This window comes from Paenibacillus sp. MDV22-iso6, from assembly GCF_058408365.1.
This window is the reverse complement of sequence record NZ_JBZVDZ010000009.1, coordinates 241733-266115: the sequence shown is the minus strand read 5'-3', so window position 1 is coordinate 266115 and position 24383 is coordinate 241733. Positions and strand designations below refer to the sequence as shown.

The following is a 24383-nucleotide window of genomic DNA, read 5'->3' as shown; positions in this document are numbered from 1 at the left end:
TTAACAGGAAAAGGGTGTTTTTGTGTTCTACTTACGAGTTGATGATCTTCACCTAATTGACAAATGAAGTTACACGGCCGGATAAAAATTGCATTGGAGCCGTGTTCTCGGTATTATCTCCGCTAATTAGCGCATACAGTACAACAATGAGATGTATGCCTATAAGGAGGAAACAGCGGTATGACTAATCCGATTCTGCAAGCCCCGAATGTTCAGTTGGCGGCCGATTCGACAGCGGTGTTGAATTATCAGCGTGATTCGCGCAATTATATTACCCAGTTGTTTGGACCGCAGCTGCCTACGATCAAAAATGGTTTCTTCAATGTACACATGAGCAAAGGAATTATTGTGCAGCCACACTGGCATACAAATGTGACCGAGATGGTCGTTCTAATTAACGGGGAAATTACCACCTCTGTCTACGATCCGTTCAAGCGGGAGCGGATAAGTTATCACTTGAAGCCAGGTCAGGTTTCGATATTCCCTCAAGGATGGTTTCACTGGTTTGTGGCGGAGACCGATGATGTGCACTTGTTGACGATTTTTGACCAACCTACGCCGGACATTGTGCTGGGGGCTGACTTCCTGGCTGCAACACCGCCTGAAGTTGCCCATCGTGCATACTGTATTGATGAGGAGGCGTACAGGACGGCAGTGGCATCCATCAAAAATGACGCGATTTTGGGACCGCCGATTGGATGTGTGGATTCTGTTTCCGATCAGGCGATCAAAGCTTCTAAATCATCCAAAAACTCAAAGGGATAACGTTATCTCGTTCTCCTATCAAATGACCGATTTCAGGCCCGTGACCGGAAAATTTTCCGATTACGGGCTTAAATTTTGTTCCAATTAACACATTCCGAATTCTCTGTTAAGATAGGCATAACATTGGCTTGTTACAGTAGTAGCACTCAAAGAATGTGGAGGGACGATCCATGACCATGACTGAGCAGGAAATGCTGGAAACCGCGATGAGCTATGCACCTGTATTGATGTTTGATCGAAATGAACCCTTTTACCCTGATTTTGTAGGCGTTTCCATTCTGGATCAATCAGGACCTTCACCGTCATTCCAGCGGGAAATTCATTTTCCGGTTGAGGCGGTCCAATATGTAATTGAATTTTCGATTTGGTGGGATTATGAAATAGGGCATTTGTACGAAATGGAGCATGTGTGGATATATGTGGGCCATGACGGTGAAGTCGTGGATTGTGAAGCCAGCTTCCATGGCAGAGTACTTCGGGGATTGTTGAAGGATCGAGTTAATGTGGTTGGACGCCATGTGTGTCTATACTCGCAGCCAGGCAAACATGCTTTTTCTCCAATCCCTGTGGTGTTTGAATTGTTGCCGGATTTGTATAGTGCAGCAGGCGCCAATGCGGGTTGTGACGGACTGCTCGTGAACGAGATGTTCAAAGGTTATTTCCAGACCAATGAAGAAATTGACGCCAGCGTGCGGAGTTTTCTGCAGACCAAGGCGTTTGTTCCCTCTATGGAGTTTGAGGAGTTTTTGCTTGAGCCGAGTCTATTCATGCCTTGGCAGCAACTGTTTACTATGATTCCTGAGAGAATTGAGAGCAGATTGAGAGAACTTGAATTAAGATGAGAATTGGTAGGTTGTCTACTTAGAAAAATGAATATAGCAAAAAAAGTGCTTCATCATCCTTTGGGGATGACGAGGCACTTTTTTTGTAGACCAGTAGACCGACGAATCTTAATCCGCCTTGAAAATCAGATCCATAAACCGGTTGGCTGCCAGTGAAATTGGCATATTACGCTTTGTCATGATGCCAACATGTGAAGGGGGCAGGGCTACATCCAGCTGAATTTCGAAGAGAGAGCCTTCTTCCAGCTCTTTGGAAATAAATTCACGGGTGACATACGATATGCCCAATCCCCTACGTGCAAATTCGATTAACAAATCCACACTGCCGACCTCAATCTCAGGTTTGAGCGTGTAGCCATAGCTGTTAAAAAGCTCCGTAATTGCCATTCGGACCCGGCTGTTTCTGGAGAAAAGAATCAGTTGATGCTCCAGCAGCATTTCCAATGTCATAACTTTATCCTTCAGTTGAGCATAACGTTCGCCCGCGACAAAGCAGTCTTTGAGCTGGATACTTTCCCTGACCTCAAGCTGCGGATCAACGATGGGCATCCGCACAACACCCAAATCAATTTTGCCTTCTTTCAAAAACGTAATGACTTCCGGCGTTGTCCCATGACTTAGATGCAGCTTGATGTTAGGGTAGAGCACATGGAATTCTTCCAGATAGGAAAGCATGTAATGCTTGAACAGCGAATCACTGCCACCAATCCTTAGCTCTCCGTTGTCTAAACTCTTCAATGCAGCCATTTTCTCCTCGGCCAGCGAGATCAGAATCTGGGATTGTTCAATATAGGAATACAAACTCACACCTTCCTGTGTTAACGCAACTCCCTTGGAATTCCGGTAAAACAACGTGAGACCAAAGCTTTCTTCCAACTGTTTGATGGCGTGGCTGACACTTGGTTGAGTAATATATAGCGCTTTGGCGGCTTGGGTCAAACTTCCTGTTTTGGCAGCCCAATAAAATACCTTATATAATTCATAATTTGTTGTCATAGATATCGTCTATAGCTCCTGTGAAATATATTAATTACTTGTATGGCTATGAAACGTATTATAGTGTAACTACAGCAAAGAAACCAGAGTTACTTGGAAGGAGAATAGTGAGATGGAACCAACGAGCATTATTTTATTTGGTGCGACTGGCGATTTAGCCAAAAGAAAAATATATCCAGCCTTATATAATTTATACATTGAGCAGAAACTTCCGGAATCCTTCTCGCTGATTGGCTTAGGACGCAGAGAATGGTCTGATGAATTCTTTCAGGCACAAGTGGAAAAATCATTAAATGAATTTTCCAGACGCCCTGCTGATCCTGAAGTTGTGAAATCATTTGTGCAGGCTTTCCGTTATAGTGTATTGAATATAAGCCATAAGGAAGATTATATAGAGCTGTTAAATTTAGTGGAACAAAGAGAGGCTGAACTTGGCATTCCATCCAATCGTCTGTTCTACCTTTCGGTTGGTCCAGAATTCTTCGAACCCATTGCAGAGAACATTCAGGGTAGTGGACTTGGATCAACTGAGGGCTGGAAACGCCTTGTGATCGAAAAGCCATTTGGACATGATCTACAATCGGCTCGTGATCTCAATCGCAAATTAAGCGAGGCGTTCACAGAAGAAGAAATTTATCGGATTGACCACTATTTGGGAAAACCGATGGTGCAGCGTCTTGAAACCTTGCATCAAAGCAATCCGATCATGAAGGCATTGTGGAACAACCGTTATATCTCCAATGTGCAGATCACCGCTAATGAGACTGTTGGCGTGGAAGAACGGGCATCCTATTATGATCATGTAGGCGCCGTGCGTGACATGTTCCAGAATCATATGCTGCAATTGCTTATGATGATGGCGATCCAGCTTCCATATAACAGCACCACGGAAAAAGTCGGTTTGAAGAAAAAACACATTATGGAATCGATTCAGCCACTGCAAAAGCAAAACGTGGGTGCAAGTGTCATTCGCGGACAGTATGCTGCAGGAAACATTCAAGGTAAATCCGTTAGCGGTTATGCAGCTGAACCCGGTGTTGCCGAGAATACGATGAATGATACGTTTATCGCTGCAAAATTGCAGATTGATGACTTCTTCTGGCGCGGAGTACCTTTCTATATCCGTACCGGTAAACGAATGAAGGAGAAATCAACTCGCATTGTCATCGAATTCAAAGAACCATCTGGACAGGCTAACGTGGTTAACGGTTCCAAACCGAACCTGCTTGTGATTGAGATGAGTCCTGACCAGAGCATGACGCTGCAGCTGAATGCCAGCGACCCGCAAAACAAAGGGGAGTTCAAACCTGTTCATATCGATCTGTCACCAGATCGTGAGGATCTGGCCGAGGCTTATGAGAACTTGATTCATGACGCATTGCATGGTGATCCAACGTTCTTTGCCCATTGGGATGAAGTAGAACTGTCTTGGGCTTGGGTACAACCTATTCTGGATGCATTCCAGGAGAATTTGCTCCCACTTCATCTGTACCCTGCGGGAAGTTATGGACCAGCAGAGTCGGATGAGATGCTCGCTGCGGAAGGGCACCACTGGTGGTTTGACCAACCTGCCGATCAGCAGGCTGAAGATGATATTGAAGTTCCTTTGGCTGTTAATGCAAATCTGTAACATAAAAAAACAATAAAACATATCCCTTGGAGGTAATTGAATATGAAATTTTTCATCGATACAGCAAACTTGGTAGACATCAAAAAAGCATACAAAATCGGCGTCCTGTCTGGTGTAACAACAAACCCGTCATTGGTAGCCAAAGAAGGCGTGAAATTCGAAGACCGCATTGAAGAAATTTTGCGTGAGGTACCTGAAGTTGAATCCGTATCTGCGGAAGTAACACCAGATGCGATCACAGCTGAAGAGATGATTGCTCAAGCAGACGAACTGATCAAAATCAATAACAACGACAAAAACATCACAATCAAGCTGCCAATGACACTTGCAGGACTGGAAGCTTGCCGATACCTGACTAAAAAAGGTGTGAAAACCAACGTAACGTTGATCTTCACAGTGAACCAGGCGCTGCTAGCTGCTCGTGCTGGTGCAACATATGTATCCCCGTTCCTGGGACGTCTTGATGACATCTCCGAAGATGGTGTGCAATTGGTTGCCAAAGTTGCTGAGCTGTTCCGTACACATAACCTGGATGCACAGATTATTGCAGCTTCTGTAAGACATCCGGACCACGTTACACGTGTAGCAATGGCAGGAGCACATATCGCTACTGTTCCATTCTCCGTCATTGAACAAATCTCCAAACACCCGCTGACAGATCAAGGTATGGAGAAATTCGCAGCAGACTGGAAAAAAACAGTTCAGTAATAACGGATTGTTGATCTCGAATTTTAACCTACTATATATAAAGAGTATTGGGAGGACATAATGAGTAAACAACAGATCGGTGTCATCGGACTTGCAGTAATGGGTAAAAACCTTGCCCTTAATATTGAAAGCAAAGGATTCTCGGTATCGGTATTTAACCGTTCCCCGGAGAAAACGAACGATCTTCTCAAAGAAGCCGAAGGTAAAAACCTGACAGGCGCATTTACGATTGAAGAGTTCGTAGCTTCCCTGGAATCTCCGCGCAAAATCCTGATCATGGTTCAAGCGGGTAAAGCAACGGACGCAACCATTGAACAACTGCTGCCACACTTGGACGAAGGCGACATCATCATTGATGGCGGTAACGCATACTTCCCTGACACCCAACGCCGCAGCAAAGATCTGGAAGCCAAAGGCTTCCGCTTCATCGGTGCAGGTGTATCCGGTGGGGAAGAAGGCGCTCTGAAAGGTCCGGCAATCATGCCAGGCGGACAAGAAAGTGCGTATGCGCTCGTTGAACCCATTCTGACAGCCATTTCCGCTAAAGTAGGCGACGATGCTTGCAGCACATATATCGGACCAGATGGTGCCGGACACTATGTGAAAATGGTGCACAATGGTATCGAATACGGTGATATGCAGTTGATCGGAGAAGCGTATCATTTGCTCAAATCCGTGCTGAATGTTTCCGTTGAAGAATTGCATGCAATCTTCTCTGAATGGAACCAAGGCGAGCTGGATAGCTACCTGATTGAAATCACGGCAGACATCTTCTCCAAATACGATCCGGAAACCGGCAAACCAATGGTTGATGTCATTCTGGATGCAGCTGGACAAAAAGGAACAGGCAAATGGACGAGCCAAAGCGCGCTGGATCTCGGCGTACCATTGTCCATGATTACGGAATCCGTATTCTCCCGTTTCCTGTCTGCAATGAAAGACGAACGCGTAGCAGCAAGCAAAATTTTGAACGGACCAGCAACTGAAGCATTCTCTGGCGACAAAAAAGCGTTCATCGAAAATGTGCGCAAAGCGCTGTTTGCAAGTAAAATCGTATCTTACGCACAAGGTTTTGCTCAAATGCGTGCAGCTTCAGACGAATATGGCTGGGATCTGAAATACGGCAACATCGCCATGATCTTCCGCGGTGGCTGTATCATCCGTTCACAGTTCCTGCAAAACATCAAAGAAGCATATGACAAGGATGCAGAATTGAAAAACCTGCTTCTGGACCCATACTTCCAAAACATTGTTGAATCCTACCAAGGTGCATGGCGTGAAGTCGTGGCAGCTGCGGTAACTCAAGGAATTCCAGTTCCTGGATTCTCCAGCGCGTTGTCTTACTATGACAGCTACCGCACTGAACGTTTGCCTGCGAACCTGTTGCAAGCACAACGTGACTACTTTGGCGCTCACACATTCAAACGTGTGGACAAAGAAGGTTCATTCCACTTCCAATGGATGGACACCAACGAGTAATATGTAATTCGAGATCATTCAGCATTCCTGTGCTCGTTCATGATGTTAGTTAGTCATGAGCGGACGCAGGAATGCTTTTTTATTCAGATGACAGGCTATGGGTCGATGTATCGCCTAATATATGATTGAAATTTAAGTATTCCAAATTGTAATAAATTGTACGCATCTGAGGAATGGAAACAGATGTCCTCACCCCTTTAACTACGTTATACTTGTGCAGATGGACTGGAATTTGGTTAAGAGAAAATTCAGCAATCAACTTATTGACGTGGAGGTTAACGGAGGCATGTTCGTACTTGCAGGCATCTTGTTTTTGGTAGTGTACGGTTTATTAGTGTTTTACATAGGACGGAGCGGATGGAGCTGGATGAAGCCGGTTGTATCTGCGAGATTTCGTTGGTTTTACATCGTTGCGCTCGTATTCCTTTCAATTTCTTTCATACTGGCAAGGTTGTTTGGAAGTATTTCCTTCCTGAGTGTTATTGGTTCATACTGGCTTGCAATCTTTTCTCTGCTGTTATTAATTCTGCCCGTGGTTCATCTAACGCTATGGTTGCTTAGACTAACCCGTATTCCAAGACATTACGCTCATAAATGGGCAGGGGTGGTCACTCTCGTGCTCTTGCTGTCCACGTTGGGCTACGGTATCTATAACGCCTATAGTCCAGTCGTAAGACAATACAGCATTCAGATTGACAAAAAAGTGGAAGGTGTCAACAGCCTCAACATTGTGATGGCTGCGGATATGCACTTTGGCCTGCTGTCCGGCCCTGCTCACGCTAAACGCATGGTGGAAGAAATTAACGCACTGAAGCCGGATTTGGTGCTGTATCCTGGTGATATTATCGATGATAACCTGGATATGTATCTCAAGAGTGGGATTGCGGATATTATTAGCGACATTCAGGCTCCTTACGGGGTGTACGCCTCACTGGGCAATCACGACAAGTATAATGGTCCGATCGAGGATTTGATTGCTGCTCTGGAGAAGAGTAATATGCAAGTTCTGTATGATGATAAAATTACATTGGACGATAAGATTACGCTGATTGGACGGAAAGACCGGACAGAGAAGGATCGTGCAGAAGTAGAGACATTGATGGAGGATACCGACTTGAGTAAGCCTGTGATCATGATGGATCACCAGCCTTATGATTTGGATATTGCGGAGCAAAACCATGTAGATTTGGTTGTGTCTGGTCACACCCATCGTGGTCAGATCGCACCCGCTCAGTTTATTACTAAGGCCATCTACGAGAATGATTGGGGTTATCTGCAAAAAGGGTCCATGCACTCTATCGTGACCTCTGGATTTGGCTTCTGGGGACCTCCGATTCGTACAAGCAGTCGTTCGGAGATTGTACAGATTAATGTGACGTTTCAATAATAATTATCGATATAAGTAACAGTGAGCCCTTCGGAAGAAGGGCTCCTATTTGTGCTCAAGGCAGATGAGTTTACCCCAAACGGAAAATATTTCCATTTTGAGTAGAAGACTTCTCCAGTTTGTTTCTGTATTAACATGTACATATTAAGACTGCATACCCTCCAACGTGGAACTGTAGGGAAATATTTCTTGAAAGCAAGACGAAGTAAAATAGCAGTGGTAGCATTTTGGGTTGACACCGTTTTCAGGTTGTGATAGATTATACCCGAGGCTTGTTACCGGTAATGCGGGCAAAACCACTATGGAAATGATTTTATTATTTCTATTTTGGTTTTGCCCTTTTTTAATCCTCAAAAAAAACAGGTGGGTCCATAATGATTATTAAACAGATATTTAATAACAATATTGTCAGTACCGTGGATGACAAAAACCAGGAACTGCTGATCCTCGGCCGGGGTATCGGGTTTAAGTTCAAGGCAGGCGATGAGATTGATGAAGAACGGATTGAGAAAGTATTCCGGCTTCAGGATGCATCGATCTATGAGAAGTTCAAGTCCATCGTCACGGAAGTGCCGATTGAAATTCTGCAGGCGACAGATGATATTGTGACACTGGCACGTACGCAATTGAACAAAACCATCAGTGACGGGATTTATGTCTCACTGTCGGATCACATTCATTTTGCTGTCCAGCGCCTGGAAAAGGGAATGATTACACGCAATCCGCTCTCCTGGGAAGTGCAGCATTTCTACAAGGCCGAGTTCGACGTGGCCCGGGAAGCGCTCACCCTGCTGAAGGAAAGACTGGATGTGGAGTTTCCGAAGGATGAAATATGCAACATAGCGCTGCATTTCATCAATGCGGAAGTCAATGATTCCATGAACGATGTGACTCATTTGATGCAGCTGCTTCAAGAGATCATGAACATTATCAAATATCACTTCAATGTCGAATTGGATGAAGATAGCGTCAACTATTTCCGTTTCATTACTCATTTGAAGTATTTCTGCCAACGGGTAATTACTCACTCGTCACATGACGATGCGGAGGAGTATTTATACGAGGTTGTACGGAAAAACTATCCCGAAACCTTCAAATGTATCGGCAAGATTGAGACTTTTATCCATAAGAACTATCAGTATGATATGACGCATTCGGAACAGTTGTATCTGACCCTTCATCTGGAGCGGTTAATGAAACCGAAGCGTGACCAATGAAATATCAGCACATGAACCAGAACCTAACTAAATATCAAATGGGCTTGTTACTGTTCAGTCAGGCAATACCCGAATGAATGGCACGTAGAAGACGTGGCTATTTGTTCGGGTATTTTTTATTGGAAAAATGAGGAGGAAATGATCATGAAACATCAGGAAACGGCACAGGAAATCATCAAAGCCGTTGGGGGAACAAACAATATCAACTCAGTGTATCATTGCGTCACACGACTGAGATTTGATCTGAAAAATAACGATAAAGTGGATAATAATTCACTTAAGAAACTGGATAAAGTCATGGGAACAAATATCTCAGGAGATCAATTCCAGGTGATTATCGGGAATGATGTGTCCAAAGTATTTGATGCTATGGTGAAGGAACATCCGGCAATACAGCAAAGTACAGAAAATAAACAGCCTAAACCGGAAAAAAGTAAAAATGTAATTCTTAATATTTTTGAGACGATTGCGGGTGTCTTTGCACCAATGCTTCCAGCGATTACAGCTGCGGGTATGCTCAAGGGATTGCTTGCATTATTCGTATCCCTGGAGTGGATGTCAGCAGGCACTGACACGTACCGTATCCTTTCCGCCATTGGGGATGGCGTATTCTACTTCCTTCCGCTGCTAATCGCAGTTAGTGCTGCTCGTAAATTCGGCAGTAATCCGTTTGTAGCCATTGCGCTAAGTACTGCGCTGATGTATCCCGATATGGGCGCATTGCTATCCAGCGGTGAATCGGTTGCGTTTATTGGTATTCCGGTAACGGCTGTCAGCTATGCCTCATCGGTTATTCCGATTTTGCTTGCCGTATGGCTGATGTCTTATGTTGAGAAATGGGTTGACCGCGTTATTCCAGCAGCATTGAAGTTGCTGCTTGTGCCACTGATTACCTTGCTTGTTATGGTTCCGGTAACACTGATTGCGATCGGTCCACTGGGAACATTTGTAGGTAGCGGCTTGTCCGGTGGTATTAACTGGCTGCTGAACGAAGGCGGATTAATTGCAGGGATTGTTCTGGGCGGCGCGATGGCGCTCATTATTATGACAGGTATGCACTATGCGCTCGTACCGATCATCCTGAGCAATATTGCTACATTAGGCTTCGATAAATTCTTGCCACTGACGTTCATCTCCAATATGGGACAGGCAGGAGCGACGTTAGGCGTATTCTTCCGTGCAAAAGACAAAAAGCTTAAAACCGTTGCATTGTCCACCAGCTTCACAGCTCTGATGGGTGTAACCGAGCCAGCCATGTACGGCGTAAACATGAAATATAAAAAACCGTTTGCCGCTGCGATGATTGGTAGTGCAGTGGGTGGCGGATTCGCGCTTGCTTTTGGAGCCAAAGCTTATGTGCTTGCAGGTAACGGTGGTCTCCCGGGTCTGCCATCCCTGATCGGACAAACCTTCTGGTACTCCTTTGGCGGTATGATTCTTGCCTTTGTCGTGGGTGCAATTATGTCAACTGTGTTCGGGATCAAGGAAGAAGAGGGCGATGCCGAGGCATTGGCTCAATTCTCACCAGGCGCTTCTACGACACCAGCGGCAGCATCTTCCAACAATGCTGCAACTGTGAACGTGGACGATATGGGTGCTCCGACACCAACAAGTGATGCGGTAGCCATTGCACCGATGACGGGTAAAGCGATTGCACTCAAAGAAGTTAATGATCCAACGTTTGGCGATGAATTGATGGGTAAAGGTGTGGCATTTGTTCCAACGGTTGGCGAACTGGTGTCACCAGTTACAGGTACCATCATGAATGTGTTCAAAACGAAACATGCGATCGTGGTCCGCAGTGATAACGGAATGGAACTTCTGATCCATGTGGGGATCAACACTGTGAAACTGCGCGGTCAGTATTTTGAGGCCCATGTCGCTACGGGAGCACGTGTACAGGCCGGAGATAAGTTACTCACGTTTGAACTTGATCAAATCTCCAAGGAATATGACATTACAACGGCGATGGTCGTTACGAATACAGCAGATTACAAGCAGGTTCTGCCTGTGAAATTGGGTGCAATTACAATCGGTGAAGAAGTATTGAAAGCTGAAATTTAAAGTCTAAAGACGAACTTAAGAAGAAATAGACGACATCAATAAGAAGAGGAGAGATACGCATGATCAATCGACAAGGGTTTCCAGAAGGTTTTTTGTGGGGCGGCGCAATTGCTGCCAACCAGGCTGAAGGTGGATTTGATGCAGGGGGCAAAGGTTGGTCCACAGCGGATATGGTTCCTTATTTTGAGAAAAAGGATTACACCAACCTTAGAGAACTGATGCACGTGACCAGTGCAACGGTTGAGAAAGCGATGGCTCACCACAGTGCGAAGGGATACCCGAAGCGTTACGGTATTGATTTCTATCACCGCTTCAAAGAGGACATTGCGTTATTCGCCGAGCTGGGCTTCAAGACATTCCGTCTTTCCATCAACTGGCCGCGTATTTTCCCGAACGGGTACGACGCAGAGCCGAATGAAGAAGGATTGCGTTTCTATGATGAAGTATTCGACGAATTGCGTAAACACAATATCGAACCTCTCGTGACGCTCTCTCACTATGAAATGCCGATGTCATTGGTATTGAAGTACAACGGCTGGGCAGGTCGGGAAGTTATCGGACATTTTGTAAGATACGCCGAGACCGTAATGAATCGCTACAAAGACAAGGTGAAATACTGGCTGACGTTTAATGAGATCAACACAACCATTATTGAGCCATTCACGGGTGGAGGCATCATTGAAGATCGTGTCGATAATGTGATGCAAGCTTCCTATCAAGCACTTCACCATCAGTTTGTTGCCAGCAGTCTGGTAACGCAGAAGGCGCGTCAGATTAACCCGGACTTCCAGATTGGCTGTATGCTTGCGCGCATGATTCACTACCCGGCCACGTCGAAGCCGGAGGATGTATTGCAAGCTCAGATCGATAATCAGCTGAACCTGCTGCATACTGATGTACAAGTGCGAGGAAGTTATCCAACCTTTATGGCTCGTTATTGGGCTGAACATGACATTTCCATTGCGATGGAAGCAGGAGACGAAGCGATCATGAAAGAGCATACGGTTGATTTCATCTCGTTCAGCTATTACACATCGCTGGTATCCGCAGTGAATCCGGAGGAATATGGGGTAACTGGAGGCAACCTGTACAGCACGATTAAGAACCCGAACCTGGAGCGTACAGAATGGGGCTGGCAGCTTGATCCGATCGGACTTCGTGTGGCGCTAAAAGAGCTGTATGATCGTTATCAATTGCCATTGTTTGTCGTGGAAAACGGACTTGGGGCCAAGGATACCGTAGAGGCCGATGGTTCCATTAATGATGATTATCGGATAGATTATCTGAGAAAACATATTACACAAATGAAAGAAGCAGTCATGGATGGGGTAGACCTTATGGGTTATACCAACTGGGGTGCGATTGATATCATCAGTGCGTCCACTTCGGAAATGTCCAAGCGTTATGGCGTAATCTACGTCGATCAGGACGACAACGGACAAGGCACATTGAATCGCTATAAGAAAAAGAGCTTTGGTTGGTATCAGAACGTCATCGCTACGAATGGCGAAGATTTGGGTTGATTTCGGGGGCAGTCCTTGCGCAGCAGTTATTGCGGCGCAGGGGCCGCTTTTTATTTTGAGCTCAAAAAGGATAGCGCTGTTACAACGATGATGATATACTGTGATCCTATTGGAGGGGATAAAGATGAAGAAACCTATTATTGCTGTAGATATGGATGACACCATATGTCATCTGGTCAAGCGAGCCATCTATCATAACAACATCAACTTCCCAACCCATCCGCTGCGATATGAGGATATGATACATTGGGACACATCCCATATGCGCCATCCGGAATGTACACATGATGTATTTTACGGTCGGCCAGGGCTGTTTGAGGAACTGGAGATTTACGATGAATATGTAGTAGAAGAGGTGGAAAAGCTCCATCAAGCCTATGATCTGCTAATCCTAACGGCGGCTGAGCCCAAAACGGTTGTGGAGAAGTGGAATTGGCTTCAGAAGCACATGCCATACATATCTCCAGAACAGTTTATAACCTGTAAACGGAAAAACTTGATTAACTTCGATCTGTTAATTGATGATGGAGCACATAATCTGATACCCGCGATGAATGACGGAAAAAAAGTCATCTGTATCCCTCATCCTTGGAATATAAACGAACGGGAGCAGCATCAGTTTCCGTTAATGACCTCTTGGAAAGGTGCAAAGGCTTATGTAGATCGTCTGCTTGAAACAGAACATGCAGATAGCAAGCTTGATTCGCTACAGAGATGATTCCTGGAAAAGGAACGGAAGGCAGGAACACTTAATTCAATGGTTCAGTTCTGAAGTTCCTGCGATAGCTCTGCGGGGTTTCTCCCGTAATTCGTTTAAAGACAGCGTAAAATGAATCTACATCCCGGTAACCTACAAGTTCAGCAATTAAACTGACTTTATGTTGTGAATTCTTCAGCAATTCACAGCTTTTTTGTATGCGCAAATGTTGTAGATAAGCACCAAATGTCCGCCCGGTATGGGTCACGAACATGCGCCTAATATGTCTTTCGCTCCAACCAGAAATACTCACCAGTTCGCTTAGACGGATTCGTTCGTTAACATGTTGGTCCAGGTAATGAAGGATATGTTCCATATCAGTCGCATTTTCCTTCTCTTTGCAGGTAGCTTGATGGATCTGTCTGTAAGTCGTCACGACGAGTTGGCTAACAAGCGTATACAGGATCGTGGAAGAGCCGATTCCCGGAACGGCAGATTCGCGGTACAGTTTTACCATTAATTCTTCCATCCGTTGGCTGTAATCTGTGATGGATACATAAGGAACCCGATTCTTTTCCAGGTCTGTCAGATGGTTTCGAATCTCCTGCTCCTGAATAATAATGGACAGGGTGTGGATCAGTTCGGAATTGAACAGACAGTTATAGATAATGAGTGGATGCTCTGATACATTCGCAGTAGCTGGGCGGAATACATGAGGAACGCCGACTGGAATGACAAATAACATCCCTTTGTGTACCGGAATAATATCGTCACCAATGTGATGAAAGCCCTTTCCTTCTGCCACATAACTATACTCAACAAACTCGTGTGCGTGAAAGGGAACCATAAAATCCTCGGAACATCGGTTCACGAACAGCTTCAGATTATTCTGGAAAAAGGATTCACTCTTGAACAGCTGAATGGTTGGATTCACGGAATAGCCTCCTTAGTTGGAATGACCAGATTACCGGGTTAAACTGTCCTCATTACCGGGTATTTCCGATCACAGAATCGATATAATTATATCGTAACCTTGAATTGGAAACCACGATGGAAAGGGATGTTTCTCTGATGTTGACCATAAGTCATCTGCGTTGTGAGTATAGAGTAAATCCGATTGGACTAGATATCACGTCACCCAGATTAAGCTGGCATTTGCAATCCGATCACAGAAATTGTGTACAGTCAGATTATCAAATTCAGTTGTCACGGACGGAAGATTTTGCTCAGATGGAGTGGGATTCCGGCAAAAAAAGCTCTGATCAGTCCATTCATGTTGAACTGGAGCACTGGGTGCCCGAAGCACGAACCCGCTACTATTATCGCATTCGTGCCTGGGAACGTGCAGGAGATGAATCAGACTGGTCGGAGACAGCGTATTTCGAGACGGGATTCATGGGTAGTGAAGATGCCTGGCAGGCGGAGTGGATCACAGTCGATCCTTCCTCTCAGCAGGATGAGTCTTGCCCACGACTGCGTACCTCGTTTGAATTGAAAAAGCCTGTAGCTTCGGCAAGAATATATGTGACTGCACTTGGATTGTACGAACTTCATCTGAATAATCAGCGAGTGGGCGAAGCGTACTTCACCCCGGGCTGGACCAGTTATAGTAAGCGGTTGCAATATCAGGTTTATGATGTTACCGATCAGCTTCAGAATGGACAGAATATACTCGGTGCTTATCTGGGAGATGGCTGGTACAAAGGACATTTGGGATGGGAGAAAAAGCAGGAGATATACGGTACGAACGCAGGCTTGCTGCTGGAACTTCATATTCATTATACCGATGGTTCAGAAGAACATATTATTTCGAATCGAAACTGGAAGAGTTCCCCCAGCGCCATTCGCAGCTCGGACATTTATATGGGTGAAACGTATGATGCACGTATGGAATCTGATTGGCAGGATTCATCTTCAGTCCAATGGTCGCCAGTACGTGTGCTGGATTACTCGAAGGAGATTATTATTGCACAAGAGAACGTTCCCGTAACGCCAATAGAGCAAATTAAACCTATCGCCTTGCTTACAACTCCACTGGGAGAACGTGTGCTGGATATGGGACAGAATATGGTCGGTTGGGTGAGATTCAGAATTCAGGGTGAAACGGGGCATACGGTTGAGTTGCTACATGCCGAGATATTGGATCATCAGGGTAATTTCTACACTGACAACCTGCGTGGTGCAACGCAGTGCATTCGTTATACCCTAAAAGGCGGTGGAGTGGAGACGTACGAGCCACGTTTCACATTTCAGGGATTCCGTTATGTGAAGTTGATTGGATTCCCAGACGAGATTCGGCTCGAGGATTTCACAGGTGTAGTTATGCATTCCAATATGGAGCGAACCGGTGATTTCAAAAGCTCCAGTCCACTCGTGAATCAGCTTCATCACAATATATTGTGGGGGCAAAAAGGGAATTTCGTTGACGTACCGACAGATTGTCCGCAGCGTGATGAGCGGCTGGGCTGGACGGGAGACGCGCAGATGTTTATACGAACATCCTCATACCTGATGAATACGGCGCCTTTTTTCACCAAATGGCTGAGGGATCTGCAGGCGGATCAGGGGGAGGATGGAGGCATTCCTTTCTACGTTCCTGATTTGAGAAGTTCCACGTCAAACGGATGGGGGGATACGAATCATTCTTCCGCTGCCTGGGGGGATGCCGCGGTGATCTGTCCATGGACGATCTACGAGATGTACGGTGATGTCAGGCTGTTGGCCGAGCAATATGACAGCATGAAGCGCTGGATTAATTACATTCATGCTCAAGGAGAGAATCCTTACTTGTGGAATACTGGCTTCCACTTCGGGGATTGGCTCGGGCTGGATTCCAAGCCGGACAGCTATATTGGGGCTACAGATAAGGATTTCGTAGCAACTGCATTCTACGCCTATTCTGTTTCTCTAACACGGAAGGCGGCTGAGGTGTTAGGGCAAGCGGAAGATGTAACTTATTTTGATAATCTGCATGACAACATTGCTGCTGCCTTTCAAGATGAATTTGTGACACCTGCGGGCAAACTTGCAGTTCCCACTCAGACTGCCCATGTACTTGCTTTGCATTTTGACCTATTGGATTCTGCAGCTCGGAAACGTACCATTGATCAGTTGGGAAAACTGGTTGCGGACGCTGGAAACCACTTAACCACCGGATTTGTTGGAACACCTTATCTGAATCCGGTATTGAGTGATACGGGAAATCATGATCTGGCCTATACGCTGCTCTTTCAGGAAGACTATCCATCCTGGTTATATCAAGTGACACAAGGTGCAACTACGGTTTGGGAGCATTGGGACGGAATCAGGGAGGATGGCAGTCTGTGGAGTGCAGACATGAATTCCTTCAACCATTATGCATACGGCGCCATAGGGGAGTGGTTATATCGTTATGTTGCCGGAATTAACACAGATGAGCAACAGCCCGGGTTCCGCATCGTACACATCGAGCCCAAACCAGGACCAGGACTGGAGTGGGTCGAAGCGAGTTTCGAGACCATGTACGGTTCTGTCACATCCAACTGGTATCGCCGCGATAATAACGAGATGGAGGTTCGTGTGACCATTCCTGCCAATACGACAGGCACGCTCCTTCTTCCTGGAGCAGATGTACAGACAGTTCTGGAGAACGGAAAAGCTGTGGACCAAGTAGCGGACATTCACGAAATTCAAACGCAGGGATCAGATGTACGAATTGCTCTGGGATCAGGAAGCTATCAATTCACATACAAGGTAATTAAAGCAGATCAGGAAGTGCACGCACAACAGGTGGAATCAGTATAACTGGTGTGCATTAGAGGAATAAGCAAGCAGGATCGTGAACTAATATAATAGCGAAAGCTGGACCGAGTAGAGGATCTGCACACGCAGGTTCTCTTTTTTTTACTTGGACAGAGAAATTTTTCTTCATTTTGATACGAGGACCACAATATTAATGCAATGAAGGGAGAAAGATAAAGTTGACGACTGGAAAAATTCTAGGTATTGCCTACAATGTCATTCCTGTAACAAATGTAGAGCAGTCAGCAGCATGGTTCGTGAACCATTTTGGATTTAATATTAGACAGCCAAGAGAAGGCTATATCAGCCTCTTTAGAGACAATAGACCAATTCTCGATCTGATTGAAAGTGATCATGAATCCAGAGCCGTATTTCAAGTGAAGCAGAAGAAGAGATGGGTCATCACCTTTTTTACAGACGATATCGTTAAACTCCATACTGAACTCACTGCTAGTCAAGTTCGTGTTGGCAAAGTTAGTGATGAGGGCAAATACGGAAAGTTCTTTACATTCGAGGATCTGGACGGTAATCTGTTCGACGTCTGGGAGCATCATGACTGTGAATTAGTATATTAGGGTGAAGGAGCATAGCAATATCATTATGAGTAAGGAGGACGTATTTAGAATGAGCAAAGAGAAAGTTAGACTAGTCAAACCTTCAGCTGAATATAAAGAAACGTATGCAGCATTTTATGAAGACTGGGTTGCAAGCGGAGAATCAATGGTACCGTGGGTCATTTCGAAAGAGCCCTATCCTTTTGAAGAGATGTTAGCTTTTTTGGAACGCAGTGAACAAGGCATCGATATTCCTGAGGGCTGGGTTAGGGACAGTACATACTGGCTCGTGACGGAGAGTGATCAAGTTGTTGGAGCCGTAAATATACGACATGAATTGAATGAGAAGCTGTTCCATAGCGGAGGGCATATTGGTTATGGAATTCGTCCAGGCGAGAGGCAAAACGGATACGGTGCAGAGATCCTCAAGCTTTCCTTGGAAATTACCAAAGATCTTGGGATTCCCAAAGTATTAGTCGTATGTGACGCACATAATGAGGCATCCAGAAGAGTTATTCTTCGTAACGGGGGCATCCAGGATCAAGACTATGTAGAACCTGACGGGAATATCGTTGAGCGGTTCTGGATAGGTAAATAGCTAATGTCGAATAATGCTGAATCTTGTTGTAATTTAACAAAAATAATATAGATCATGATTGTAATACCCACGTCTGCTGATTAAAATAAAGGTTAGAATCTGGATTGCGGCCGGAAACTATCATCCTATCAGGCATAAGTGAGGTTTTATTATGAATCAACCGGTTAATCGGCCCCGGCGTATTGAGTATCTGGATCTCTATCGTGCTTTTGCAATTATGGCAGTGGTCGCCATTCATGCGACTTCAACAGCAGTTGCACATTATCCCAAGCACACGTTGGATCATAACTTTTATTATTTTTGGAACAGCTTTCTGCAATTCGCCGTACCTGCATTCCTGTTTCTGTCCTCATTGGTGTTGTTCTACAATTACAGCTCCAAGATAAAGGAAAAGGGCTGGATGCCCGCTTTTTATAAAAAGCGATTATTTTATGTTTTTGTGCCTTATCTGGCCTGGTCACTCATTTATTTTATCGTCAAACAATGGCTAGCAGGCAAAGAACCTCTGGCACATGTGAAGCAGTTCTCGGAGCAATTGTTAACCGGTACTGCACACACGCATTTATATTTTTTTCTGATTATTTTGCAATTTTATGTGGTGTTTCCACTACTTCTATCGTTAACACGTTATCGTTTGTTTAATCGATATTTACCTTTGTTCTTTATTGCTACGCAGGCTGTTTTTTACGCGTTGCATTTGCAGTTTCATTTCTCACGGATGGGGAGTTTGCTGCCCAGTTACCTAATTGTTATTGGATTCGGTGCATGGATTGGGTTGAACTTCGATGCGGCTTTGAAGAAATTGTTCTCGTACCGTTATGTGCTGATTGCTGCATTGTTGAGCGGAGGAGCAGTGTTTATTTACGGTAATACTTATATAAAAACGGCTTTCGCCGCAACTCCGGCGCTAACCTATACGTTGCTATTTCTATTCCGTAATCTGTTTACTCTCTCAGCCTGCTTACTCTTACTGATCGTATGTGAACGAATAGGTGCATGGAAACAGAATGGATCTAATCGGACAACTCGCATTCTGAACTCTTTGGGTACGGTGGCGTTTGGTGTATTCTTAATACACCCATTAGTGCTCTTGTTCTGGAGAAGAGAACTCACCGTGGAACTCGCCCCACACTTCAGTCTTGGTATTATGCTGTCTTATGTTGTGGCGATTTTGCTCTCATGGATTATTGCCATGGGACTTCGTCGAATGAAGTGGGGATGGGTCCTGATCGGACGTTAACGTTTGGCAGACTGTGTAACGATGAATATAAAGTAAAACCGAAAAAGAGATTTCAAGCCCTGAACATTCAGCGGGTGACTTGATATCTCTTTTTTATTTGTCGAAGAGGCGTTATTATGGACTAATGTCCATAAAATTCAAGTAATGGAATACATGTTGTTAATGTCAGGAGTGGTGGAATGAAGTTCATCATTATTTTTGGTCCACAGGCTGTAGGGAAAATGACGGTGGGTCAGGAATTGGAGAAGATCACCGATCTGAAATTGTTTCACAATCATATGACGATTGAATTGGTGTCACCTTATTTCAGTTATGGTACACCTCAAGGAAAGAGACTTGTTAATCTGTTCCGTCAGGAGATTTTTGAAGAAGTGGCGAAGAGCGAGCTGCCCAGTTTGATTTTTACATTTGTGTGGGCATTCGATATGAAAGAGGATTGGGAGTACATTCGCAAAGTCTGTGCGTTGTTTGAGTCCAGAGGTGCAGAGGTATGTTATGTTGAACTGGAGGCTGATCTGGCGGAACGATTGGAGCGTAACAAGAGCCCATATCGGCTGCTGCACAAAGCAACGAAGCGTAATGTCGAATGGTCAGAGCAGGATCTGCTTTCGAGTATGGAGAAATATCGATTGAACTCCGAGCCTGGAGAAATTACGCATGAGCATTATATTCGGATTAATAACACTGACAAGAGCCCGAAAGACGTGGCACAGCTAATCCAAGAACGATTCAAACTGTAATTGAAAGTGGAGGGGAAAAGCATGTATATCATTTTGGCTTTAATAGTAGGATTTGTTCTGTGTCTTCTGATGCCATATGGTACGATTCTGGCAGGCGCGATTATATTTGCACTTGTTGCAGACAATTATCGTCAGACCATGAGTATGCGCGAGGATATTCGATCCATCAAGCATCATCTAGGATTGATGCACAAGGGCGAAGCGGAAGAGTACCAGATCGATAAACAGTTAACGGATATCGAACACTTGGATTCGGACCAGTTGAAGATCATTAATCGAAGAATCGAAGCAGAACTGGAGAAGGAAAGCAAAAAGAATAAATCATGATGAACCGATTACACGAAAAATGAAGAAATAGAGTGCCAATGGATTCGAGAGATGATATATGTCTGCAAAAAAGTGAGAAAAGCGTGACGAAATAATGATAATTAATTTTTTTTGTATGCAATTTTTCATCATTCGGACACATTAAGTCCTCCTCTAAGGAGGGCTTTTTTGTTTATTTATGATCCGAATTCAACAGAATTTCAAGAAGCATATTAGCCAAAATATAGTGAATAAGTGCAAGCACTTTTTATCTGAACTGGCGCGAAAATGTTCATGAACGTATCTATAAATTTTGGTTTATTAATGGACGAAGTGGAAGGCGAGGAGTAGGCTGAATGATACAGATCTAATACAGACAGGTATTGAAATTCTGGATCTGGAGCTCTGGGTGCAAGTATAATTCCCTGGATAAGGCGTCATGCTAAGGGAGTGCTTATAATGGGAAGGTAGATAGATACAGAATGATTATTCGTAAATAGAAAAAAATACAAAGCAGATAAACAGATTCATTTATGCCTTCAGAAAGTGTTTTTTTAGGTGGAAAGCATCATCGATTTTTTTGTTGCACAATGTAGAAAAATGTAATACCATGAACGCACATATAGTTAACATTGAAGTGAAATGGGCAAGGCCAGTGACCTCATGGAAGGCACGGTTTGCCTTTTTCTGTATATTGGAGTGGATAAAGTGAAGATCGAGAAGGTGTTAAACAATAATGCTGTAGTTGCGATTAAAGATGAACGTGAAGTCATCGTTATTGGCCGGGGAATTGCTTTTCAGAAGCGAGCCGGCGATGAGGTGTCGGAGCAGCATATTGATAAGATATTTACTTTACAGAATGAAAATATTCAGGAAAATTTCAAGGCATTAATCGCGAGCATACCACTGGAATACATGAAAGTGTCTGAAGAGATTATTGCCTATGCCAAGCTGAAGCTTGGGAAAAAGCTAAACGAGAGTATCTATCTGCATCTGACGGATCATATTCATTTTGCCATTGAACGTTATCGTAACAATCTGCCCATCCGTAATGGACTGCTGTGGGAGACCAAGCAACTCTACAAGGACGAATATGAGGTAGGGCTGGAAGCGTTAAATATGATTTGTGATCAGTTTGGTGTGCTTTTGCCGGAAGATGAGGCGGGGTTTATGGCACTTCATTTTGTAAATGCAGCACTTAACGAAGAGATGCCTAACATCCGAAGCATGACTCAGGTCATGCAGGAGATTTTGACGATCATCAAATATCATTTCAAAATGGACTTTGACGAGAACTCATTGAATTATTATCGATTTGTGACTCATCTGAAGTTTTTCGCCCAACGGCTGGTAAAAGGCAAGCATTATAAGAGCAACAAAGACGATGAGTTATTCGAGATGATTCAGAAAAAGTATCCTGAAGCGCACAAGTGCTCGGAGAAGATTAGAAAATTCATTGAAAATAACTACACGTATCAACTGACTAACGAAGAAATGATGTATTTAACCATTCATATTGAGCGTGTGGTGCATGCCACTTCAGAGTAACGATATTACAAAATAAAGATTCTTAAAAAAACGCTTGCAAAAGATTAGAAGTTATTATATTATGAATCCATAAAGTAAGCGCATACATCAATCGGATTGTAACTGTTCAATCAGGCAATTCCGATACTTCCGACCACTCTGGGTCCGTAAAGATGGGTTGCAACTTACTTTAAGATGAAGTTGTTAATGCTACAACTGAATATCGCTGTGTACAGCCTTACAGGGTTGCAACCGTTAAGGGCAAAACCTGAATTGCTGAATATCACGACTTGTTTCCGGATTTTTCGGTGCGTTGTGTATGTTCAGTAGTTCAGGTTTTCTTTGTTTCACAAGCATCGGGAGTCTACTTAGAGAGGGAGAATTACTATGAACTACGATCAACTGGCCAAAGACATCTTGTCTGGTGTAGGCGGAGCTAAAAACGTAAACAGTGTATTCCATTGCGTAACGAGATTGCGCTTTAAACTCAAAGATGAAAGCGTTGCTAAAACGGAAGAACTTAAAAATCTGCCGGGTGTCATTACCGTCATGCAGAGTGGTGGACAATATCAGGTCGTAATCGGCAATGAAGTGCCGGATGTATATAAAGCTGTTGTAAAAGCTGGTAATCTGCCTGCTGAGGGCCAGGTTCCAGAAGAACAGGAAAGTTCTGGTAACAAGGGGAGTTTGTTTAGTCGCTTTATTGATATGATTTCTGGTGTCTTCACTCCGCTGCTTGGACTGCTGGCTGCGACGGGGATGATCAAAGGTTTTACAGCCATGTTTTTGTCCTTCGGATGGATAGCGGACACATCAGGTACGTACCATCTGCTGAATGCAACGGGCGACTGTCTGTTCTACTTCTTCCCGGTATTCCTGGGTTATACGGCCATCAAAAAATTTGGCGGCTCACCGTTCCTCGGTATGGCGATTGGAGCTACACTCGTATATCCTACGCTGTCCGGTTTGACTGCGGGTGATCCACTGTATACGTTGTTCGCAGGTACATTATTTGAATCACCAATTCACATTACGTTCTTGGGTATTCCTGTAATCCTGATGAATTACTCATCATCAGTTATTCCGATCATTATCGCTACATTCTTTGCAGTGAAAATAGAGAAATTCTTCAAAAATGTTATTCCTAAAGTGGTTAGTACGTTCCTGGTTCCATTCTTCACACTGCTGGTTATCGTTCCTGCAACATTCCTTGTAATTGGTCCAATATCCACATGGGCAGGTCAATTGATTGGTGCGGGAGCAACAGGAATCTATGAATTAAGCCCACTCGTTACAGGTTTGGTCATTGGCGGTTTGTGGCAAGTGTTTGTATTGTTTGGTCTTCACTGGGGACTCGTACCTGTCATGCTTCTGAACCTGAGTACGTCCGGTTCTGACCCAGTGGTTGCGATGTCTTTCGCCGCTTCCTTTGCCCAAATTGGTGCAGTACTCGCCGTTATGTTAAAAACCAAGAATGCCAAATTGAAATCATTAAGTATTCCAGCTTTCATCTCGGGGATCTTCGGTGTAACTGAGCCAGCCATCTATGGTGTGACACTTCCACTGAAAAAACCATTTATCATGAGCTGTATCGCAGGTGGTATTGGAGGCGGAATTCTAGGATTATTCGGATCGAAAATGTACATGTTTGGCGGACTTGGCGTATTCGGCTATCCGACCTTCATCAACTCAAAAACAGGCGTTGATTCCGGGTTCTACATGGCTCTTGTAGCTACAGCGGTTGCGTTCATCCTTGGTTTTGTTCTTACGTATGTTGTTGGTTTCAAAGACAAAGCAGACGCAGTTCCAGCGCCAACACCTGTACTTGATCCAAACCCGAACAACAGATATGAAATTTTCAGCCCAATGGCTGGTGAAGTGGTTGAACTGAAAGAGATCAATGATGTTACCTTTGCAGGAGAGCATATGGGTAAAGGGATTGCGATTCGTCCAACCAGCGGCAGAGTCGTATCTCCAATCATGGGTGTTGTACAAACGGTATATCGCACCAAACACGCCATTGGACTTGTCACTGATGATGGTGTTGAGATGCTGATTCATATCGGACAGGATACGGTGCAATTGAAAGGTCAGCATTTCACAGCTCATGTAAAAGATGGCGACCGCGTTAATGTGGGCGATCTGATCATGGAATTTGATCTGCAAGCGATCAAGGATGCCGGATATGAGACGGTTACACCGATTATTATTACGAACACGTCCAATTATCTGGATGTAGTAGGCACGAAGGATGCATCTGTGAAAGAGAAAGACAAATTGCTTACAGTGCTCGGTTAAATGAACGTTCATTATGGATAGGAGGTAGACGT

The 24383-nt window shown here is 44.4% G+C and carries 20 protein-coding genes; 18 read left to right on the top strand and 2 right to left on the bottom strand.

The window, feature by feature from the left end; genetic code table 11:
* The first annotated feature begins 180 nt into the window (after positions 1-180).
* Positions 181-765 (top strand): cupin domain-containing protein, encoded by a 585-nt coding sequence (locus AC4PM4_RS24900; RefSeq protein ID WP_063563127.1) that lies wholly within the window; start codon positions 181-183, stop codon positions 763-765.
* 170 nt (positions 766-935) lie between these two features.
* Positions 936-1607: a hypothetical protein gene (locus tag AC4PM4_RS24895; RefSeq protein WP_072733353.1), complete on the top strand. Its 672-nt coding sequence runs from the start codon at positions 936-938 to the stop codon at positions 1605-1607.
* Between the two features lie 108 nt (positions 1608-1715).
* Here the strand turns inward: AC4PM4_RS24895 and AC4PM4_RS24890 are convergent, their stop codons facing one another.
* Positions 1716-2603, bottom strand: a complete 888-nt coding sequence (locus AC4PM4_RS24890; RefSeq protein WP_063563125.1) for a LysR family transcriptional regulator — start codon at positions 2601-2603, stop codon at positions 1716-1718.
* Between the two features lie 112 nt (positions 2604-2715).
* Between AC4PM4_RS24890 and zwf the strand changes: the two genes are divergently transcribed.
* The 8 genes from zwf to AC4PM4_RS24850 all read left to right on the top strand — a co-directional run bounded on the left by zwf (position 2716) and on the right by AC4PM4_RS24850 (position 13329).
* On the top strand, positions 2716-4233 hold the full coding sequence (zwf, locus tag AC4PM4_RS24885) for a glucose-6-phosphate dehydrogenase (RefSeq protein ID WP_063563124.1): 1518 nt from the start codon (positions 2716-2718) through the stop codon (positions 4231-4233).
* 42 nt (positions 4234-4275) lie between these two features.
* The gene (gene fsa / locus AC4PM4_RS24880; RefSeq protein ID WP_063563123.1) at positions 4276-4941 is read left to right on the top strand and encodes a fructose-6-phosphate aldolase; all 666 of its coding nucleotides are present in this window, start codon (positions 4276-4278) and stop codon (positions 4939-4941) included.
* Between the two features lie 60 nt (positions 4942-5001).
* Positions 5002-6420, top strand: coding sequence for an NADP-dependent phosphogluconate dehydrogenase (gene gnd, locus AC4PM4_RS24875; RefSeq protein ID WP_064637026.1), 1419 nt, complete (start codon positions 5002-5004; stop codon positions 6418-6420).
* Between the two features lie 286 nt (positions 6421-6706).
* Positions 6707-7807, top strand: a complete 1101-nt coding sequence (locus tag AC4PM4_RS24870; protein ID WP_274570567.1) for a metallophosphoesterase — start codon at positions 6707-6709, stop codon at positions 7805-7807.
* 374 nt (positions 7808-8181) lie between these two features.
* Positions 8182-9024, top strand: a complete 843-nt coding sequence (gene licT, locus AC4PM4_RS24865) for a BglG family transcription antiterminator LicT (protein WP_062328359.1) — start codon at positions 8182-8184, stop codon at positions 9022-9024.
* A gap of 144 nt (positions 9025-9168) precedes the next feature.
* Positions 9169-11088, top strand: a complete 1920-nt coding sequence (locus AC4PM4_RS24860; RefSeq protein ID WP_491614781.1) for a beta-glucoside-specific PTS transporter subunit IIABC — start codon at positions 9169-9171, stop codon at positions 11086-11088.
* A gap of 59 nt (positions 11089-11147) precedes the next feature.
* Positions 11148-12611: a glycoside hydrolase family 1 protein gene (locus AC4PM4_RS24855; RefSeq protein WP_063563120.1), complete on the top strand. Its 1464-nt coding sequence runs from the start codon at positions 11148-11150 to the stop codon at positions 12609-12611.
* A 124-nt stretch (positions 12612-12735) separates the two neighbouring features.
* Positions 12736-13329, top strand: a complete 594-nt coding sequence (locus AC4PM4_RS24850) for a 5' nucleotidase, NT5C type (protein ID WP_063563119.1) — start codon at positions 12736-12738, stop codon at positions 13327-13329.
* A 31-nt stretch (positions 13330-13360) separates the two neighbouring features.
* Here the strand turns inward: AC4PM4_RS24850 and AC4PM4_RS24845 are convergent, their stop codons facing one another.
* The gene (locus tag AC4PM4_RS24845; RefSeq protein WP_491614780.1) at positions 13361-14242 is read right to left on the bottom strand and encodes a helix-turn-helix domain-containing protein; all 882 of its coding nucleotides are present in this window, start codon (positions 14240-14242) and stop codon (positions 13361-13363) included.
* Positions 14243-14379: 137 nt separating this feature from the next.
* On the opposite strand from AC4PM4_RS24845, the gene AC4PM4_RS24840 reads away from it, so the two are divergent.
* The 8 genes from AC4PM4_RS24840 (at position 14380) to AC4PM4_RS24805 (ending at position 24351) form a co-directional block, all read left to right on the top strand.
* Positions 14380-17091: a family 78 glycoside hydrolase catalytic domain gene (locus tag AC4PM4_RS24840; RefSeq protein ID WP_491614779.1), complete on the top strand. Its 2712-nt coding sequence runs from the start codon at positions 14380-14382 to the stop codon at positions 17089-17091.
* A gap of 176 nt (positions 17092-17267) precedes the next feature.
* A complete protein-coding gene (locus tag AC4PM4_RS24835; RefSeq protein ID WP_079693971.1) occupies positions 17268-17663 on the top strand; it encodes a VOC family protein in 396 nt (131 codons plus the stop codon).
* A gap of 49 nt (positions 17664-17712) precedes the next feature.
* The gene (locus AC4PM4_RS24830) at positions 17713-18240 is read left to right on the top strand and encodes a GNAT family N-acetyltransferase (RefSeq protein WP_491614778.1); all 528 of its coding nucleotides are present in this window, start codon (positions 17713-17715) and stop codon (positions 18238-18240) included.
* Between the two features lie 151 nt (positions 18241-18391).
* Complete coding sequence (locus AC4PM4_RS24825; protein WP_090807274.1) at positions 18392-19480, top strand: acyltransferase; 1089 nt, start codon at positions 18392-18394, stop codon at positions 19478-19480.
* A gap of 179 nt (positions 19481-19659) precedes the next feature.
* Complete coding sequence (locus AC4PM4_RS24820; protein WP_491614777.1) at positions 19660-20220, top strand: DEAD/DEAH box helicase family protein; 561 nt, start codon at positions 19660-19662, stop codon at positions 20218-20220.
* A gap of 21 nt (positions 20221-20241) precedes the next feature.
* Entirely contained in the window at positions 20242-20547 is a 306-nt protein-coding gene (locus AC4PM4_RS24815) for a hypothetical protein (protein WP_063563113.1), read from the top strand.
* Positions 20548-21234: 687 nt separating this feature from the next.
* Positions 21235-22074 (top strand): BglG family transcription antiterminator LicT, encoded by an 840-nt coding sequence (gene licT / locus AC4PM4_RS24810; RefSeq protein ID WP_491614786.1) that lies wholly within the window; start codon positions 21235-21237, stop codon positions 22072-22074.
* Positions 22075-22440: 366 nt separating this feature from the next.
* Positions 22441-24351 carry a beta-glucoside-specific PTS transporter subunit IIABC gene (locus AC4PM4_RS24805; RefSeq protein WP_063563112.1) on the top strand — a complete coding sequence of 637 codons (1911 nt, stop codon included), beginning with the start codon at positions 22441-22443 and terminating at the stop codon, positions 24349-24351.
* Positions 24352-24383 lie beyond the last annotated feature (32 nt).

What these genes read in the sequence shown, in the direction of transcription:
- AC4PM4_RS24900 (WP_063563127.1), top strand. Translation starts at nt 181, where the DNA reads ATGACTAATCCGATTCTGCAAGCCCCGAATGTTCAGTTGGCGGCCGAT.
- AC4PM4_RS24895 (WP_072733353.1), top strand. Translation starts at nt 936, where the DNA reads ATGACCATGACTGAGCAGGAAATGCTGGAAACCGCGATGAGCTATGCA.
- AC4PM4_RS24890 (WP_063563125.1), bottom strand. Translation starts at nt 2,603, where the DNA reads ATGACAACAAATTATGAATTATATAAGGTATTTTATTGGGCTGCCAAA.
- zwf (WP_063563124.1), top strand. Translation starts at nt 2,716, where the DNA reads ATGGAACCAACGAGCATTATTTTATTTGGTGCGACTGGCGATTTAGCC.
- fsa (WP_063563123.1), top strand. Translation starts at nt 4,276, where the DNA reads ATGAAATTTTTCATCGATACAGCAAACTTGGTAGACATCAAAAAAGCA.
- gnd (WP_064637026.1), top strand. Translation starts at nt 5,002, where the DNA reads ATGAGTAAACAACAGATCGGTGTCATCGGACTTGCAGTAATGGGTAAA.
- AC4PM4_RS24870 (WP_274570567.1), top strand. Translation starts at nt 6,707, where the DNA reads ATGTTCGTACTTGCAGGCATCTTGTTTTTGGTAGTGTACGGTTTATTA.
- licT (WP_062328359.1), top strand. Translation starts at nt 8,182, where the DNA reads ATGATTATTAAACAGATATTTAATAACAATATTGTCAGTACCGTGGAT.
- AC4PM4_RS24860 (WP_491614781.1), top strand. Translation starts at nt 9,169, where the DNA reads ATGAAACATCAGGAAACGGCACAGGAAATCATCAAAGCCGTTGGGGGA.
- AC4PM4_RS24855 (WP_063563120.1), top strand. Translation starts at nt 11,148, where the DNA reads ATGATCAATCGACAAGGGTTTCCAGAAGGTTTTTTGTGGGGCGGCGCA.
- AC4PM4_RS24850 (WP_063563119.1), top strand. Translation starts at nt 12,736, where the DNA reads ATGAAGAAACCTATTATTGCTGTAGATATGGATGACACCATATGTCAT.
- AC4PM4_RS24840 (WP_491614779.1), top strand. Translation starts at nt 14,380, where the DNA reads ATGTTGACCATAAGTCATCTGCGTTGTGAGTATAGAGTAAATCCGATT.
- AC4PM4_RS24830 (WP_491614778.1), top strand. Translation starts at nt 17,713, where the DNA reads ATGAGCAAAGAGAAAGTTAGACTAGTCAAACCTTCAGCTGAATATAAA.
- AC4PM4_RS24825 (WP_090807274.1), top strand. Translation starts at nt 18,392, where the DNA reads ATGAATCAACCGGTTAATCGGCCCCGGCGTATTGAGTATCTGGATCTC.
- AC4PM4_RS24820 (WP_491614777.1), top strand. Translation starts at nt 19,660, where the DNA reads ATGAAGTTCATCATTATTTTTGGTCCACAGGCTGTAGGGAAAATGACG.
- AC4PM4_RS24815 (WP_063563113.1), top strand. Translation starts at nt 20,242, where the DNA reads ATGTATATCATTTTGGCTTTAATAGTAGGATTTGTTCTGTGTCTTCTG.
- AC4PM4_RS24805 (WP_063563112.1), top strand. Translation starts at nt 22,441, where the DNA reads ATGAACTACGATCAACTGGCCAAAGACATCTTGTCTGGTGTAGGCGGA.